The organism is Pseudomonas silesiensis (genome assembly GCF_001661075.1).
Taxonomy (GTDB): Bacteria; Pseudomonadota; Gammaproteobacteria; order Pseudomonadales; family Pseudomonadaceae; genus Aquipseudomonas; species Aquipseudomonas silesiensis.
This window is the reverse complement of the sequence record NZ_CP014870.1, coordinates 5403657-5420950: the sequence shown is the minus strand read 5'-3', so window position 1 is coordinate 5420950 and position 17294 is coordinate 5403657. Positions and strand designations below refer to the sequence as shown.

Sequence of the window (17294 nt, the reverse complement as noted above, 5' to 3'; positions counted from 1 at the left end):
ACTTGGAAAACCCGGCATACCCGAAGGTATCCCACGCACAGCCACCATAAGACCAAACGACAAGCATTGAAGGATTGTCGATTGGGGTGGGTGATTATGCACCAAGTAAGCTAATTCGAGCCGCGACGCCCGGTCGCTGATTTTCAGCGACTTCCAAAGCCTATCTCGCCGACTTCCGACGCGGCAACCGATAGAAGTTGTCGGAATACTTCCCGGTAACCGCTAAATCTGTAGGACGTGCGCAAATTATTTCGAGCCGATCACGATCAAATGTGGGAGCGGGCTTGCTCCGGGCGGCGTTCCGACGAAGGCTGTTTAACATTCCGCATCTGAGTTGGCTGACACACCGCTTTCGCGAGCAAGTCGGATCGCCGCACCGCCGCTCCCACATTAATTCGGCAGTGTGGCAAAAAATTGAGTTCATAAAAAAGGCGACTCCCTCGCAGGAGTCGCCTTTGATTTGACTGCCGCTAAAACTTACTCGGACAGTTTGTACGCAATCACATAGTCACCCTGCTTGGTGCCCAGCGACCCGTGACCGCCGGCGACCACAAGCACATATTGCTTGCCGTCCTTGCCGGTGTAAGTCATCGGCGTGGTTTGTGCGCCGGCTGGCAGGCGGCCTTCCCACAACTGCTTGCCGTTTTTCACGTCATAGGCACGCAGGTACTGGTCAAGCGTACCGCTGAGGAAGCCCACGCCACTGGCGGTGGTGACGGTCCCGCCCAGGCTTGGCACGCCCATGCTCAGGGGGATTGGAACCGGTGAGCTGTCGCGCACGGTGCCGTTCTTGTGCATCCAGATGGTTTTGCTGGTGGTCAGGTCGATCGCCGCCACGTAACCCCAGGCTGGCGCCTGGCATGGCAGGCCCATGGGCGACAGCAGTGCTTCGAGGACCACGCCGTATGGCGCGCCTTTGTTTGGCTGCACGCCTTCGGTTTCGCTCTTGCGCGGGCCTTGGGCGGCGATTTCCGATGCCGGGATCATTTTCGATTTGAACGCCATGTAGCTCGGGTTCACGAAAGCGATCTGGCGCACCGGGTCAACCGCGATGCCGCCCCAGTCGAACACGCCGAAGTTACCGGGATACACGATCGAGCCTTGCAGCGATGGCGGGGTGAACGGGCCGTCGTAGCGCATGGACTTGAAGTCGATCCGGCAGATCAACTGGTCGAACGGCGTAACGCCCCACATGTCGCGCTCTTGCAGCGGCGGCGGCATCAGGTTCAGCTCGGATTTCGGCTGGGTCGGCGAGGTGCGATCGCCTTCGACAGCGCCTTGTGGCACCGGCACTTCGTGGATCGGCACGATGGGTTCGCCGGTGCTGCGGTCCAGCACGTAGATGCTGCCTTGCTTGGTGGACGCCAGTACCGCCGGCTTCACGCCGTCGGCGGTTTTCAGGTCCATCAGGGTGGGCTGGCCACCGACGTCCATGTCCCACAGGTCATGGTGGGTGAACTGCATGTGCCAGCGCACCTGGCCGGTCGCGATATCGAGGGCGGTGAGGCCCGCGGCATGCAGTTCCGATTCAGGCGTACGATCGCCACCGAACTGATCCGGGGTCTGGTTGCCCATCGGCAGGTAGAGCATGCCGAGCTTTTCGTCGACCGCGAACATGGACCACATGTTCGGCGAGTTGCGGGTGTAGACCTCGTCTGCAGCGATAGGGGTAGTGTCGTCCGGGTTGCCGCTGTCCCAGTTCCACACCAGCTTGCCGGTGTGCACGTCGAACGCGCGGATCACGCCGCTGGGCTCGTCGGTGGAGACGTTGTCGGTGACGTGGCCGCCAATCACCACCAGGTCTTTGGTGACCGCTGGAGGGGAGGTGGAGTAGTAACCGCCTGCGGTGAAGCCGCCGATGTTGGCGCGCAGGTCGACCTGGCCTTTGTCACCGAAGTCTTCGCACATCTTGCCGGTGTCGGCGTCGAGGGCGATCAGGCGCGTATCGGCGGTCGGCAGGAAGATGCGACGTGGGCAGACGGTGCTGACGGGCGTCGTGCTGGCGGTGCCGGTCGGGCTCTGCTCGGAGGCGTAGACGGCGTCATCGTGATAGGTCACGCCACGGCAGGTCATGTGCGCCCAACCCTTGAAGTTCTCCGCGTTCTGGGTGGAGAGCTTCGGATCGAAACGCCAGATTTCCTTGCCGGTGTCCGGGTCCAGGGCGATCACCTGGCTGTGCGGCGTGCACACGTAAAGCATGCCGTTGACTTTCAGCGGGGTGTTTTCGGCGGTGGTTTCACCCGGGTCGTTCGGCCCTGGCAGGTCGCCGGTGCGGTAGGTCCAGGCCGGTACCAGTTTGTTCACGTTCTGCGGGGTGATCTGGGCCAGGGGCGAGTAACGATCGCCGTGGGCGCTGCGGCCGTAGGAATTCCAGTCGCCGTCCGGCATGGCCGGGGCGGTGTTGGTCATGCCCGGCACGCTGTCGCGGTCCAGTTGGCCTTTGATTTCACCGGGGTTGCTGAATTGGCTGGCCAATGCAGTGGCACCTGCGAGCACCACGGCCACGCTCAGTGCGCCGGTGCCCATCGGCGCGGCGCCTGCGCGCAACAGCGGACGACGGAACCATGGCAGCAGCATGACGATGCCCAGCGCAAACAGCATGGCCAGGCGCGGCACCAGTTGCCACCAGTCGAGGCCGACCTCCCACAGGGCCCACACCGTGCTGGAGAACAGCACCAGTGCGTACAGGCCCAACGCAGCGCGGCGCGCGGCAATCAGCAGCACGCCGGTGAGTGCCAGGCCGATGCCGGCCAGCAGGTAATATAGCGAGCCGCCGAGCAGGCTCAGCTTGATTCCCCCGGCCAGCATGGCCAGGCCCATTAGCAGAAGCAGGATGCCGAGCAGGCTCGGCAGCAGACGGCTTCGACTCAAAGCACCATCAGTGCTCATAGTGTGGTTCTCCGTGACGTTTCAAGTAGTCCCGCGCAAGTTCACTGTAGATGACGATCCTGTGCGGGCAGGGTTCATATAAAAATGCTTCGGTTGAATGCGGCCTCCTGTAGGAGCTGGCTTGCCAGCGAAAGCGGACTGTCAGTCGACATCTGCGCTGGCTGACACACCGCTTTCGCTGGCAAGCCAGCTCCTACAGGGGTTTCGTGTGGATCAGAACGATGACTGGACCTTGATCCCGCCAATCAGCGCGTCATCGACCCGGTCCACGCCACCGGGGTGGCGGATGTATTGCAGGTTCGGGCGCACGGTCAGCCAGTTCGTGACGTGCACGCCGTAATAGAGTTCGGCGCTGTATTCGGTGTCTTGCGGTGGCAGGAACGCCGGGTCGTTGTAATCAGATACCGCACGCGCCTGGTTGGTCGCCTCGGCGTTCTTGCGGTAGGCCGGGTTGACGTGGACGCGGGCCAGGGCGAAACCGATATCGTCCCGGGCGCGGGCATCGAACAGGCCTTTGTAGACGACGCCGGCCTGGACATAGTTGTCGATGGCGTTGGTCTTCTTGTCGTGCATCGTGCCGTTGGCGAACACGCTCAAGCCGCGAGAATGGTCGCTGGCGCGGCTGGTCAGCTGCTGTTGCACGCCGAGCCACACGCCATGCTTGCTGGATGCGCTGCGGTAAGCCTCGCCACTCAGGGCGGCCGGCTGGCCATTGCTGTCCTTGTAGGCATCAGTGGCGTCGGCGTTGCTGTAGTAGTAACCGGCGCGGTATTCCCCCGGCAGGCCATTGAGCTTCGGCGACCACACCAGCTCCACCGGCAGGATTGCACCCTGGGTGCCGCTGCCGCTGAGCTTGAATCCATTATCGCGATCCAGGTTCGACGGGTTTTGCTCGTAAGCGCCGATCTGTGCGTAAAGCTCGGGTGTCAGGTGATATTTGACCCGCATCGCCCACTGGCTGACCGGCCAGTTGTACCAGATGCCCCCGACCCAGTTGCCGACCTGGGAGCCGCAGAACGCCAGGTTCTGGAAATCGCAGGGAAAGCTGTTGAAGTCCTCGCCTTCACCGAAGCGGCCGACCTTGATGTCGAGCTTCTGGTCGAAGAATTTCTGCTGATACCACATCTGCGTCAGGCGCCAGGTCTGGCCACGGCCCCAGACTTCCTGGGCCGAAGTGAAGCCGCCGACCCGTGGATCATTGATCCGGTCGTTGCTGATGTTGTTGCCGCTGCGCTCGGTGATCGTCAGCTGGAATTCGGCGTCGTCCCACCCGAGGATTTTCTGCAGGTCCAGATGGGTGCCGAAGCCGAACTGATCGCTGTAGCGGGCGGTGCGATCGTGGTCGTAGCCGCCGTGCAGGTTGCTGCCCATTTCACCGGTGTAATCGACTTTGAAGTCGTAGCCTTTTTCCGATAGCTCGGTTCGCGTGCCGTTCCAGTCGCCGAGCATCCACGGTGAGTCACTGTCGAAAGCCGGGGCAGCCTGGACGCAGGTAGCGAGGCTTAAAGCGGCGAAACCGCCCATCAGGTTCAGGACTTTTCGGCTGGCAACAGTCGTGCAGACAGCGCTGTCTCGCGTAGATTGAAAATAAGGCATAGAGAAGGAATTCTTGATCTTTTTCTGGGGATGAACTGAAAGCAGCAGGATGAAGCGGGCGGCAGAAGCGTTTCAGCTTGGCGGGTGTAAGGATAATGTCCTGTTACAAATAGAGAAAGGGCTTTTACTGACATGCAGCGTTTCGGAATTGGTAACAGTAGGAGCAAGCTTGCTCCGGGCGGCGTTCCGACGATGGGCGTGAACGATGACGCGTGCTGTCTGGATGACCGCGCCGCCTGCAGATTTTTCGCGAGCAGGCTCGCTCCTACAGTTGAATGATGTTGGATCGGACTACATTTAACAGACGGACACACATCGCTTCCCCCCAACGAAGCCCTCGGCTAATGTGCGCGGCTTCCAATTCCCACTTCGCTCGAAGGCCTGGCATGACCGAACAGAACAACAACCCGCTGCACGGCGTGACGCTGGAGCAGATCCTCAATGCCCTGGTTGAGCACTATGAGTGGCCGGGGCTGGCCGAGCGCATCGATATCCGCTGCTTCAAAAGCGACCCGAGCATTAAATCGAGCCTGACCTTTCTGCGCAAAACCCCTTGGGCACGGGAGAAGGTCGAACGCTTGTACGTGAAATTGATGCGCACCAAGCGCCCGGTCTGAGCATGCTCAAACCCTCCGTTGCGCGACGTCGTTTCGTTGCCGTGGCGGCCTTCCTCGGCTGGGCGGGATTGAGCATTCAGTTGTACCTGATTCTCTACCTGCGCTGGAGTATCGAAGCCAGCCTGCTGGGCGGGTTGATGAGTTTCTTCAGCTATTTCACGGTGCTGACCAACACGCTGGTGGCCACTGTGCTGACCTGTGAGCTGACGTCCCGCGAGTCGGCGGCGCGACGCTGGTTTTTGCTGCCGGGGGTGAGCAGTGGCATAGCGGTGAGCATGGCTTTGGTGGGGCTGGCCTACAGCCTGTTGTTGCGCCATTTATGGCACCCCGAAGGCTGGCAATTCCTGGCTGACGAGTTGATGCATGATGTGATGCCGCTGCTGTTTCTGGGCTGGTGGTGGTGCTGTGTGCCCAAAGGCACCTTGCGTCTGTGGCACATCGTGCTGTGGTTGATTTATCCGCTGGTGTACTTCGCTTATGCGTTGCTGCGTGGGCATATGCTGGCCGCGTATCCGTATCCGTTCATCAATGTCGACAAGCTGGGTTATCCACAGGTGTTCATCAATGCGGGGGGATTGCTGGTGGGGTTTGTGGGGATTGGCTTGCTGGTGGTTGGCCTGGATCGGTGGCGGCGTAATCCCTGAATCACCAAGGCCCCTGTAGGAGCGAGCTTGCTCGCGAAAAACCTGAGAACGCCGCGGGGTGTCAGTTTCCCAGCGTTTTCGTTGACGACCATCGTCGGAACGCCGCCCGGAGCAAGCTCGCTCCTACAGGGGGGGGCGGGTTTATTCTTCGGTGGTGTCGTCCAGCCGCCAATAGCCGACCGCCTTGACGAACGGCTCGTCCAGCCCATGCTCATCCAGCAGCACCCGGCGAATCTGCCGCGACACTTTGCTTTCGGTCGCCACCCAGGCGTACAGATTGCCACTGGGCACTTGCAGTTCTTTCACCGTGGTCAGCAGGTTATTCCGGCCGCCTTCGCGCAAGACCCAGATCACATTGACCTGCGCCGGGCTTTCGAGTTTTTGCTGTTCGGCGCCGTTCTCCACTTCCACAATGACCAGTGCCCGCCGGTTGGCCGCCAGGCCTTCCAGGCGCCGGGCAATGGCGGGCAGGGCGGTTTCGTCGCCGATCAGCAGGTAGCTGTCGAACATATCCGGCACGATCATCGAACCCCGTGGCCCGCCGATGTGCAGGAACTGACCGGGCCTGGCTTGCTCGGCCCAGGTGGCGGCCGGGCCGTCGCCGTGCAGCACGAAGTCGATGTCCAGCTCCAGCGTGTCAAGGTCGTAGCGCCGCGGGGTGTAGTCGCGCATCGCTGGCATCGGTCCATTGTCTTTGCCGGCGCCGATCACCAGGGTTTCCAGCGTCGCCTGCTCCGCTGCGTTCTGTGGAAAAAACAGTTTGACGTGATCGTCCGTGCCGAGGCTGACGAAACCTGCCAGCTCAGGGCCGCCCAAGGTAATCCGGCGCATCCTCGGGGTCAGGTCGACCACCCGCACTACTTCCAGGCGACGACGTTTGATTTCATGCATGACGCGGTGAATGGTGTGCGCGATCACTTCAGTCATTCGCTTTTCTCCGATGCAGTGACAACGGCGGGGCCGTCGACGATGGCTTTGGCGGTGTCATTGAGCAAGGCGGCCACCCGGTGGATTTCTTCCGCGCTCCAGCGCCCGTGATGCAGTTGCAGGGCATGCCGCAGGTTATGCACGGCTTCGTGGATCTCGGCCGGGCGGTCATAGCCGCGCAATGAACGTTTGCTGACGTCAATGCGCATGCGTACGCCCTCCAGGGCAATGGCTTGCTCCTCCAGGGAAACGCGACCGGCGTCGGTCACGCGGTAGCATTTTTTCCCGCCCTCGGCGTCGCCCTGAATCATTTCGCTTTCTTCCAGAAAGGTCAGGGTCGGGTAGATCACACCGGGGCTGGGGCTGTAGGCGCCGTCGAACATGCCCTCGATCTGGCGGATCAGGTCGTAGCCGTGGCACGGCTGTTCGGCAATCAGCGCCAGCAGCAGCAATTTCAGGTCGCCGGGGGCAAATACCCGCGGGCCGCGTCCACCGCGTTCGCGGCCCGGGCGTTTCTCAAAGCCGTCGCGGCCGTCACCGTGTTCGCGGTGGGGGGAATGATGGTCTCTCATTTTTTCCTTCTCTGTGTCGTTTTTAGATACAGCGTAAGATATATCTTATCGAGGCGGAAGACGTTTTTTCAGCAACGCCGACGTCAGCTGACCAGCGGCGCTGCACCAACCGATGGAAATTAGAAGGGGCCGGCAGGATATTTCGCACGGAAGGATTTTTCTGGAAAGTTGAAGTTATTACTCTAATAGGTTTAGAGTTAGTATTCTAAAAGTCGCCAGGTTACTATGTTATATAGTGCAAACTGCTGTATGGTTTTTTCTACCAAACTGTCTGTAGGTCGCAACTTACAGTCATCTTTTAGTATTTGGTTTTTTTGTATCTTTTTCCTTCCAGTCGTGAGGCGGTTGAACTACGCGCTCATCGGAAGTTGCCTGCTTACTTTCCGGGTCGTGTAGCCGAAGATGCACCGGCGTTGAAAGTTGAAATAAAGCGGCCCGACCAGAGGCGGCACGTTTCAACTTTCAATGAATCGATCCCACTAAAAAACAGGTACTTAACAATGTTCAAGAAATTCGCAATCGCTGCTCCTCTGGCTCTTCTGGCACTGGGTTCGTCCGGGGCATTTGCTGCCGGTGAAGCGGCTCACTCGATCAGCGTCATTGCGCACGTGCCGACCAACGGTTTCTACGTAGTGCCCAGGCGCCGCAGTCAATTACCTGATGCACCCTCGGGTGATTCTCGGGCTGTCGGCGCGGCAGATTCGCGAAAAACTGCAATACGGCAGCTCCATCGACTGGACCCTGGCCAATCACATCAGCCTGTTCGCCAACGTGTACCAGACGCAGGATCATGGCACCGGCGTGGATCTGCAAAGCCTCTTCAACTATGGATCCGGTAGCCTGGTGGTCAGCCACAACCGCAGCTGGCTGGACACCACGGACCTCTATGAAACCCTGCCGGACGGCACGCGGATACGCCAGCGAAATGTGTTCGTCGGCAAGACCAGCAACTCATCCCTGGCGCTCAACCATCGGCTGAACAGCAAAAGCTCGATCAACGCCCGGGTTTCACACAGCGAGGGCAATGTCGAAGGCGTCGGCCTGGACCTGGGCTGGAACCAGCGCACCACGCTGTTTGGCAGCGATGGCAACTGGCGACTGTCGGTGTTCGACCGGCCGGGCAGCTACAGCAGTGGCAGTGCGCGCAATCGTGGGGTGGACCTGAGCGTCAACCTGGCAGTGGGCGCGCCCGGCCAGCAGATCACCGGCAGCATCGGTTCGCGCACGGCCCGCGATGGCAGCCGCGACAACAATGGCTCGATCGGTTGGCGCAAGGATCTCAAAGACCATGTACTGCAAAACGTATCGGTGACCGCGCTGACCGACACCTACGGTGTCGGCATGTCCAGCCTGGCGAATTTTCGCACCGATCAAATCAATGGCGATGCTTTTGTCCAGCGTTCGTCCTACAACGGCAACTACACCGGTGGCCTGAACCTGGACAGCACGCTGGCCATCGGCGCACAGAAAATGATGCTGACCAGTCAGCATGAGATGCGCGGCGCGGGACTGATTGTCGATGTGGAGTCGGACATCGATGACATCATCCTGCGCGCAGACGACTACAGCGGCGGCGGTGCGGCGTTGAAGCCCGGACGCAACTTCATCCCGATCACCGCGTATCAGAACAGTTCGGTGAGTTTCGACTTCGAGGGTAACCACGTTCCGGCGGCGACCATCGAACCGGCGCGTACCCGCTATCACCTGAACAAGGGCGGGGTGGAGTACCGCAAGGTCCGCGTGATGAAAACCCTGACCGTGCTCGGCCGGCTGGTCGATGCCAAAGGGCAGCCGCTCAAGGGCCATCACGTGATCAACCACGCCAGTCGCGGGGTGACGGAAGTCGATGGTTTCTTTTCAATGGAAATGAATGCCGGCTCACCGACGCTGGAAGTGCGCCAGGGCAATCAGTTGCTGTGCCAGTTCCGTCTCGATGCCAGCCGACATCGCAGTGAAAACAACGTGTTGATGATCGGGGATCTGCGCTGCACGCCGGACACCCTGGCGGATGTGATGAATATTGAACGGACGGCGGGCTGACCCTATGAAAAAGTCTATGTGTTCCCTGGGGTTGTTCCTTGCGCTGATCGTGCCTGACGTTGAGGCGGTGAATCGGGAAATCCGCGCGACTTTTCAGCCGGATCCGGCGCAGCCGAGCAAAAACGTGTTTATCAACAAAACGCCGAACAGTGGTTATTGCGCGACCTATCCGGGCGAATGCGAGCAACACAATATGTTCAGTATTCAACTGCCTGTTCGTTTCAGTTCCACGCGCGCGCTCTATCAAGGTGAAGTGATCCCGATCAAGGTTCCCGCCAACTGGCGGCGACTGACGGTGACCAATGCTGAAACGCAGGAAACGGAAACCGTTGAAGTGCGCATCACCGGCATCGGTTCGAATTATGTTCTGAGTCATCCGGCTCACGAGCTGGTGGGGATCAGCGACGTCATTGAGGGCCATCGTAAGTTATGGACCAGCAGCAGTTGGGTCTATGCGCCCGCACCCTGCCAGTACAGCGGCGTCGGGGCATACGGCCCTGAACGCTACCGGTTTTTCTGGAAAACACCGGCAGAGGAATCTTGTGTCAAGCGAACGGCTTACCCCATTCCGTCGATGTATTTCGAGACCCTCGATTTCGCCTATGAGCTGCGTACGCCCAACCCGTTGGGCATGTCTTCTGGCCTTTATACCGGCTCTATGCCCTACACCCTTGGATCTCTCGGCGATTTCGATCTGGGGCCGCTGATGACACCGGATGACGCCAACCTGACCCTCGACTTTGTCCTGGATGTGCAGCACACCTTGAAGGTCGATCTGCCGCCGGGTGGTAACAAAGTGGCGCTGGAACCCGAAGGCGGATGGACGCGCTGGATCGAAGGCGGGCGAAAGCCTACGAGGATCTACCGCGAACAACCGTTCTACCTCTCTGCGTCGTCACGCTTCAAGGTGCTGATGCTGTGCAATTCAACGGGTGGTACGGAATGCAAGCTGGGCAGCCCGAAGGGTAATACCACGGGGGTCGAAGTCTTCCTTACCTTACCTGCGGGTATCTCCGGCCCCGGCGGCCCCGACGGCAACGTCACTAGACTTCCATTGCGCTACAACAACTGGGCCGGACCTTTCCAGCCAGGATTGTATGTTGACCGCAAGGCCGGATCGCTGCTTTTCGAGATGACCCCGTTTTCTATCGATTTTCTCCTTCGTCCCGGCATGGCCGACAGGCTGAGCGGCAACATCACCATTATTTGGGACTCGGAAGCATGATCGCTGCGCACAAGCCATTTCCAATACTCAGGGAGTTGAAGACGATGAACCGTGGTTTTCTGCTGGGCGTGCTCAGCGTGTTGTGCCTGACGGCGCAGGCCGGTCCACAGATCAATGTCGGCACCGTATACGACTATCTGGATGCCGATAAAAGCACCTACCTCAAGCGGGTGTTCAACAGCGGCGACAGCACCGCTTTCGTCAAGGTCAACGTGCTGGAAATTGTCTACGGTACCGATGGTACACCGCAGGAAATTCCCGTCGAAAACGCCGCCGACGGTGCCTCGCGCAACGGCTTGATGGCCAGCCCGGCACGTCTGATCGTACCGGCCCAGGGCATGCAGGGCACCCGCCTGTTGTACATGGGCGAGCGTGATCGCGAACGTTATTTTCGCGTGCGTTTCGTCCCGGTCGTGCCCGAACAGGAAGACGATTTTGTGGTCAGCGGCGAAGAGCGTGAAGAGTACAAAAAGTCACTGACAGCAGGGGTCAACGTGATGACCGGCTTCGGCACGATTTTCTTCGTGCGGCCCAAAGACGCACGTTTCGCCACAGTCATCAATGACACCGACAATCGCTACGAGCTACGCAACAACGGCAACACGGTGGTGATCGTCGACGAGTTCAAAAGCTGCTCGCTGACCAAAGAAACCGATTGTGGCGCGACCACCAAACACCATGTGCTGGCGGGCAAGACATTCGCCTTCGACAAGGAGAAGGGCCGCGAGTATCGCTTCTTCCTGATCGAGGGCACCGATAAAAAAGTCCTGAAGACCGCCAGCCGTTAGGTCTGTTTTCCATTGACGCATCGGGTAACCAACATGATCAAGCAATGCACCGCCGTCGCGCTGCTGGCTGCCACCGGCCTGACCGGCGCTGTGGCGTGGGCAGCCCGGGAAGAGCACACCTTCGAGGTGTCCCTGACCATCCCCAGCCGCCCGTTTTACGTCATCCCGGCGGAGCCGGACTGGATTCACCGCCCTCAGCGGCTGGAATGGGATTACCCCACTGCAACTATGGGCAGTGTGCAAAAAAACTTCGATGTACGGCATGAGAGCAGCGCCATTGAAGCGCGTCTGGACGCCATGCCTTACTTGACCAATGGCCGGCCTGGGGAAGAGATCCAGTTGCGGGTCAGCTTCAATGGTGTGGAGTTGCAGACCTCGGCCCAACAAGTGCTCTCCCGGGAAGAGGCGGCGACGGGCAAGCGCGTGCCGCTTCAAATCGATCCGGTCAAGCCGCTCGGTGGTTACCGAGCCGGGGATTACCACGGCAACGTGTTCCTGTTCTTCAACGCAACAGCGCCGGACGCATGATGGTTCCTGCGCCCCCAGCGTTGTTCACTCTAGACTGGTTGATAAAAAACGCCAAAGACAGACCTTACAAAGGCGACATCACCGTGATTTGGGATGCGCAAGTGTGAACGCATCAGGCAGAAAGCGGGATGGTCGTGTTGCCGGTCAGCCAGCCCTTGCAGGGGCTGGCTGACCTCACGCTGAGGCAGTCTAGGTCAGAGCCCGGCTCTGGCCATTGCTTCGCGGGTCAGTTTTCTGGCTACCTGGTTTCGCTCCTTTTCCAACTCAAAGATCAGCGGATCATAGAAGTCGTTGCTCATTTCTTCCCCGGTAAAGACGTCGGTGTGAGCAATATTCATCTTATTGGCCAAGTCCTCCAGCGTTTTCTGGCGTGAGGCCAATTGCATCGGGTCCGTTTCGTTCGCCAAATCGTTTTGGGCCTCGCGCAAAGACTCCAGATCAAGGTGTTTTGACGCGAAAGAGCGTTCATCAGCCTCGATTTCGCCAGGATGAGTACTTTTTAAATGGCGTTCCCAAAACGGATTTTCGAAGGAGTTAATCATTGAGTTGACCAGTCCGTCGCCTGCTTCATCGGCGATGATTTTCTTATAGGCCGCGTCAATCATGCTCGGGGTCACCCGCGAGGTACCCTGATACAACATGCCGTCAGACTGCCAAGGTAAATCCAGTCGCTTGGCCAGCCCCGTTTCGTACGCCAGGTGAACTTCCACTTCATCGGGTGCGTGGTAATCCGGTATGGGCGGAACACGTTGACTCATGTCGCGCTGAGCGAGAATCTCCTCTCTGGCAATGTCTCCAACCTTTTCCAGGCGAGCAGTGCTTTTGGCCAATTTGACCAGTCGGTTTTCCAGTTCCAGAGCCGACGTCGACTCTGTGCGCGCCTTCGATACCAGTACTTTCAGTCCCATGCTGTTGAACAGTTGCGACCCGGCGTCACCGCAGGTATCGGGTTGGCTGGCCAGCTGGAACAGTTCTACGCGCAGGTCGGCGTCCAGAGCGGCGGCATCGACCATTTCCCAGACCCGTTTCGTCAGTTGTTGGCGTGAGTCACTGTACTGATAATCCTGGCTTTCTCTTTGCTTTCTGATGACTCTGAAAAAATCAGCAGCGCCAGGCTCGGACGCCAGGTCGTGCCACGATTCATCCCTGTAGGTGCCGACTCCCGTCGAGGCACTGTAAGGTGCCGTGTCGTCAGGTAACATTCTCCAGTGCTTGATTTCATCGGTCGCCGCCGGCTCATAAACCTGTTGAGCGGCCAGGCCCACGGACTCGCGGTACGTTCCCAAGCGAAGTCGGTCGAGATCGGAAAGCTTCGTCGCGTCGAGGCGCGCACGTGCCACGATGAGCGCATGGTCCGAGCCAGGCACTACGTCAGGGACGGTGGTGATCGGGCTGCCCCGCAGGTCGAGAGAAAAACCGCGTGGGCGGGACTTTCTGAATACGCCGTCCATGAACAGGCGTTCCGGCCAGGTATCAAGCCCCGTTGTCCTCAGGCTCAACACTCGCAATCCAGGCATGCGGCCGACATCCAACGGCTGCATCAAGGGATTGCCATCCAGTCTCAACGTTTCAAGGCGGGTCAGGCCTCCCAGTTGTCTGGCGGAGTCGGGCGTCAACCGGATTCTGTTGTTGGACAAACGCAAGGTTTCGAGAAGATGCATCTTGCCGATAGCGGGCGGCAGGGCGTTCAGATCGCTGTACCGGGCGCTCAAGTGACGAACATTGGAGAAGTCGCTCAGCAGGCCCCCGGCGTCGGTGGAAAAACGCGCGTTGTCCAGATTCAGCACGGTGACCTGGTCGAGGTATTTTTTGATTTTTGGCTGTTTTTTCAGGTCTGCCCACCAACGATCGAGCTGGGGGCCCATCAGGTCGGACGACAAGTCCAGCGTGTAGCCGTTTTCCGGATGGATGCTGCTTTCACCGAATGCCTGGCCTTTGCGTTCGAAGCAATCAATCAATCGTTCTTGAATGAAGCTGCCGCCGTTGAACTTGAAGTCATGCCAATCACTGTTGGAGTTGAGTGCATCCACGGTCTCCAGGCTGGGATGATAGTTATAACTCCAGTCGCGTAACGTTTCGCGCAATGCCTGGAGTTCATCCCTAAGCCTGTCAATTGCCTGATCAGGATCGCCCTTGGCCCGTAAGGCCTCGACGAAGGCTTGCGCTTGCTGTTCGCTAAAGTCGGTATACAGATTCATGACTCTTTCTTGCGGCGTTGCCGCGTTTTTGGAGCTCGACGGCCCACGCAGCAGTTTAACGGTTTCAATGTCCGCCACGGCACGAATAGGCGGTTCTGCCAGCGCCGTGCGGCGTTCGGCAGGTGCCGCGGATTTCTCCATGATCCAGACTTTGAACGGATGACCCTGACCGCGTTGGTAACCCAATGCCGCGCGTTTGTCTTCAGGCAGGGCGCGCAGGATCGATTCGTAGAAGTCGTCGGCTTTGTGCAGTTGCTTATTGTCCCTGTCGAGCACCTCGTATTGGCCCTGTTCATTCCTGATCAGTCGGCGAACCGTTGCGGCGTCATCCGGGCCTGCGCTGCAACGCAATGTGCCGTCATAGGTGTCGTCACGCACTTCGATGCGCAGGTCGCTGAACGTGTCGGTGTTGAATTTGAGGGTGTTGAGTGCAAGCCGTTCGGTATCCGGGGTCACGAGCTTGTCGTGATAGAAACCGTCGTAAGCGCGGGCGGTCGAGGCTTCGAAATTGAATTCGCGGGCCTGGGTTTTCAAGCGCAGCGGCAGGCGATCTTCATCGGCCATTATCTTTTGCTCATCGGCCTTGGCATTAGCCAGAACAGTTTCAGCGAGGGTGAGCGGCATGTCCGGGAAGGGTTGCCGCAGCAGGCGGACCTGCGCCTTGCCAGACCTTTCCTTGGCCTGATACATGCGTTTTGATATCTCGCCTTTACGGGCGTCGACGGCGTCGGCCAATCGATCTCGCAATGCCTGGGTACGTTCGGCGTCCGGAGCGTCGGCCAGCAAGGCGTTGATCTCGCTTTCATTCAAAAAGCCCAGCACACGTTCAGGCAGTTTGCCTGAGGTGAGCTCGGCGACACTGATGCTCAATGTATTGGCAGGGGTTGCATCGGCGTTGCCATACCTGTGCGACATCCCTGTCAGGTCAGCGCTTTCAAACACCTCCAGTGCCCGCTCGGAAGGCCAGCCTGGCAACGCCGTCAGTATCGTTTCATACCAATTGGAGGAGGCATCGATGGGCTGCCCTTTGCGAATATTGGCACTCGCGATCCCGACGTCGTCATAAGCACTGAAGCGCTTGATGGTGTCGGTCAGCATGGGGGGAGGCGCAGCGTTCTCGACATGCATACGGCGCAGCGCATTGTCGTCGGTGCCGCTGCTGATGCGGATCTGCTCCCGTTCCGTGGGCGTAAAGCGATCGACACTGTGACCAAGGCGACGCATCAATGTTTCGCCTTCCCAGTCACCCGGATTTTCCGCCTCGTGTACCCAGGCGCCGTGACCGTTATGTTCGACTTCGGGCGAATAGGCATTGGAGCGAGTGGGATGTTTGACACGGTGAGTCGTGATGGTCGGCTCTGGCGACGCCTTGTCGACGAAGTAGAGTTTGTCGTCCAGTGGCAGGATGTGCTGATTGGCGTGTTGATGCAGGCCGTGTTCGTTGGGTTTCGAATCGGGCGTCAGGGTGAGGTTTTTTTGTTCGTAAGGGGCGAGATCCGGGTGCCACAGGGTTTGTTTGCCGTCAGGCAACTTGACCGGTTTCATGCCGTCGACCAGCGGTGACAGTTTCAGCTTGAAAGCGTTGCCTATTTCAGCGCCCGCACCAAACGCCGCCAGTTGAATCACGTCCGTGACCACACCGATCACATGTTCGGCGGCTTCAAGGCCAAGGCCTTCGGCCAGATCGACGATGCCTTCGATGACGTCAGTGGTCATCTGGTAAACGGTGTAGGCCATCATCAGCTCGCCCAACCCCGGCACGAACGGTGTGGCAACCAACAGCGCGACATTGAAGATGTCCGAGACGATTTTCTTGAAGTTGTCCCACCAGGCCCAACGCGCCTTGCTGTCCGTGTCGGCGGTGGACACGGCGATTTCCCGTGCGTCGTTAAGAATCTTGTTGAGCTTTTGCCGGTAGGCATGTGTCCAGTAATCCCGTGACACCGGCAGGGCCTGGAACTGCAGGTGCGGGCTGGACACAGGGTCTTCGCGCCAGGTGGGGCGTTGATCCGTCGTATCCTCTTGCTCATGCCACCTGACCGTCACCAGGCGTTGATCGAGATCGGCGAAAAAATGCCCGCGTTGCTGCTGATCGACGAATTGACTGAAAAATTGTCGATAACGCTGCTTCGATGAGGCGCCGACCTTGTCTTCGCGCAGCTGACGCGACAATTCATCCATGAACGCTTTGGTGGAGTCGTATTCCTTGAGCGGGTGATCCGGGTCATGGGGCACGTAGGCAATAAGGCGCTGAATCCCTCGGCTGTCCTTCACGGCAGGAGTCAGCAGGAGAATGCCGGTCAGACGGGTCTCCATCAACGACAGGTCGCAGCACAGCATTTTTCTGCCATTGAGCAGCAGCTCAGGTGCTTCATCCTGGGCAAGGCTCAGCATCAGCTTGTAGGCGTCGTACTGGATATCCTCGAGGGTCAACGCCAATTGCGCGGCGACGATGAGGGCGTCTTTCTGGCTTTCGGTGACCCTGAGTTTGATGACGGCTTCGGCTACGGGTTCGCCGGGAAGCAGAAAGCTTTCGAGATGTTTCTTGTACAACGCGCCGATGTCCAGCTCACGGCACAGCGCCTGGAACTGGCTGATGGTCATTTTGTCTTTGATCGCAATGACATCGAAGTGCCCGAGATCGTCGGGTTTGGTGATGTATTGCGAGTCGGCAAGGACCGTTTCGGACTTGGCGAAGTTGTGCAGTGCCGCCTCCAGCAGGGAGACGGTCCGGAGGGTGGCGCCGCCCGTGACATCAATCGCATACCAAGGCAATTTCGCGGGCAGGTACAGGCGCAGGTAGGTCGTGCTGACGTCATGCTCGATCCCGTAGCGTTCCTTGAGTTTCGCCTGGAGCAGGGGCGCCGCGAACGAATGGACGTCCTGCAGATTCCCGAACAGTTTGTCGACCTGGTTTTGCGAGGCCCACGCCTTGAGGTTGGCGGCTTTGAGCTTGTCATGGTGGGAGGCGGGCGCTGTGGTGTACCACGACGGCATTGCCAGTGGGGTGGCCGCCAGAGCCAGCCCCCTGCCGAGGGTAGCGGTTTTGAAGTGGTCGCTGGTGGTGTTCTTGATGAACGCGTAGTGCCGGCCTTTATCGGTGTTTTGGGCAGGCGTGGTGGTGTCGGTCATGACAATCATCCTTGATTGGTTTTAAGGATGACCAGCCTATCGGACGACGCTCAAAAAAAAAGTCTGAATAACTGCGCTCAATCGGCGTCTTTTGCGGGTAAACCTTTGAATATTCGAATCTGAAAAATAATTAATTAC

At 58.9% G+C, this 17294-nt stretch carries 10 protein-coding genes and 2 pseudogenes; 7 read left to right on the top strand and 5 right to left on the bottom strand.

Annotated features, from left to right (window positions below):
- Positions 1–477: 477 nt before the first annotated feature.
- Positions 478–2889, bottom strand: a complete 2412-nt coding sequence (locus PMA3_RS24030) for a glucose/quinate/shikimate family membrane-bound PQQ-dependent dehydrogenase (RefSeq protein ID WP_064679527.1) — start codon at positions 2887–2889, stop codon at positions 478–480.
- A 213-nt stretch (positions 2890–3102) separates the two neighbouring features.
- Positions 3103–4485 (bottom strand): carbohydrate porin, encoded by a 1383-nt coding sequence (locus PMA3_RS24025; RefSeq protein ID WP_064679526.1) that lies wholly within the window; start codon positions 4483–4485, stop codon positions 3103–3105.
- A gap of 386 nt (positions 4486–4871) precedes the next feature.
- Between PMA3_RS24025 and PMA3_RS24020 the strand changes: the two genes are divergently transcribed.
- Positions 4872–5102, top strand: coding sequence for a VF530 family protein (locus PMA3_RS24020; protein WP_064679525.1), 231 nt, complete (start codon positions 4872–4874; stop codon positions 5100–5102).
- Positions 5103–5104: 2 nt separating this feature from the next.
- Positions 5105–5746, top strand: coding sequence for a Pr6Pr family membrane protein (locus PMA3_RS24015; RefSeq protein ID WP_064679524.1), 642 nt, complete (start codon positions 5105–5107; stop codon positions 5744–5746).
- A 141-nt stretch (positions 5747–5887) separates the two neighbouring features.
- Here PMA3_RS24015 and PMA3_RS24010 read toward each other — a convergent pair whose 3' ends face one another.
- Together PMA3_RS24010 and PMA3_RS24005 are read right to left on the bottom strand one after the other, a co-directional pair.
- Entirely contained in the window at positions 5888–6673 is a 786-nt protein-coding gene (locus PMA3_RS24010; protein WP_064679523.1) for a siderophore-interacting protein, read from the bottom strand.
- Entirely contained in the window at positions 6670–7245 is a 576-nt protein-coding gene (locus PMA3_RS24005; protein ID WP_064679522.1) for a PadR family transcriptional regulator, read from the bottom strand. Before PMA3_RS24005 ends, PMA3_RS24010 begins: the two co-directional genes overlap by 4 nt.
- A gap of 500 nt (positions 7246–7745) precedes the next feature.
- Here PMA3_RS24005 and PMA3_RS33265 point away from each other — a divergent pair.
- The 5 genes and pseudogenes from PMA3_RS33265 to PMA3_RS23985 form a co-directional block, all read left to right on the top strand.
- A pseudogene (locus tag PMA3_RS33265) lies at positions 7746–7883 on the top strand (CS1 type fimbrial major subunit); the annotation flags it as partial.
- A gap of 1 nt (position 7884) precedes the next feature.
- A pseudogene (locus PMA3_RS24000) lies at positions 7885–9285 on the top strand (CS1-pili formation C-terminal domain-containing protein); the annotation flags it as partial.
- 4 nt (positions 9286–9289) lie between these two features.
- Positions 9290–10510 carry a hypothetical protein gene (locus PMA3_RS23995; protein WP_064679521.1) on the top strand — a complete coding sequence of 407 codons (1221 nt, stop codon included), beginning with the start codon at positions 9290–9292 and terminating at the stop codon, positions 10508–10510.
- 44 nt (positions 10511–10554) lie between these two features.
- On the top strand, positions 10555–11298 hold the full coding sequence (locus PMA3_RS23990; RefSeq protein ID WP_064679520.1) for a hypothetical protein: 744 nt from the start codon (positions 10555–10557) through the stop codon (positions 11296–11298).
- A 33-nt stretch (positions 11299–11331) separates the two neighbouring features.
- Positions 11332–11826: a CS1 type fimbrial major subunit gene (locus PMA3_RS23985; protein ID WP_064679519.1), complete on the top strand. Its 495-nt coding sequence runs from the start codon at positions 11332–11334 to the stop codon at positions 11824–11826.
- Positions 11827–12020: 194 nt separating this feature from the next.
- Here PMA3_RS23985 and PMA3_RS23980 read toward each other — a convergent pair whose 3' ends face one another.
- Entirely contained in the window at positions 12021–17156 is a 5136-nt protein-coding gene (locus PMA3_RS23980) for an NEL-type E3 ubiquitin ligase domain-containing protein (protein ID WP_064679518.1), read from the bottom strand.
- Between the last annotated feature and the right edge of the window lie 138 nt (positions 17157–17294).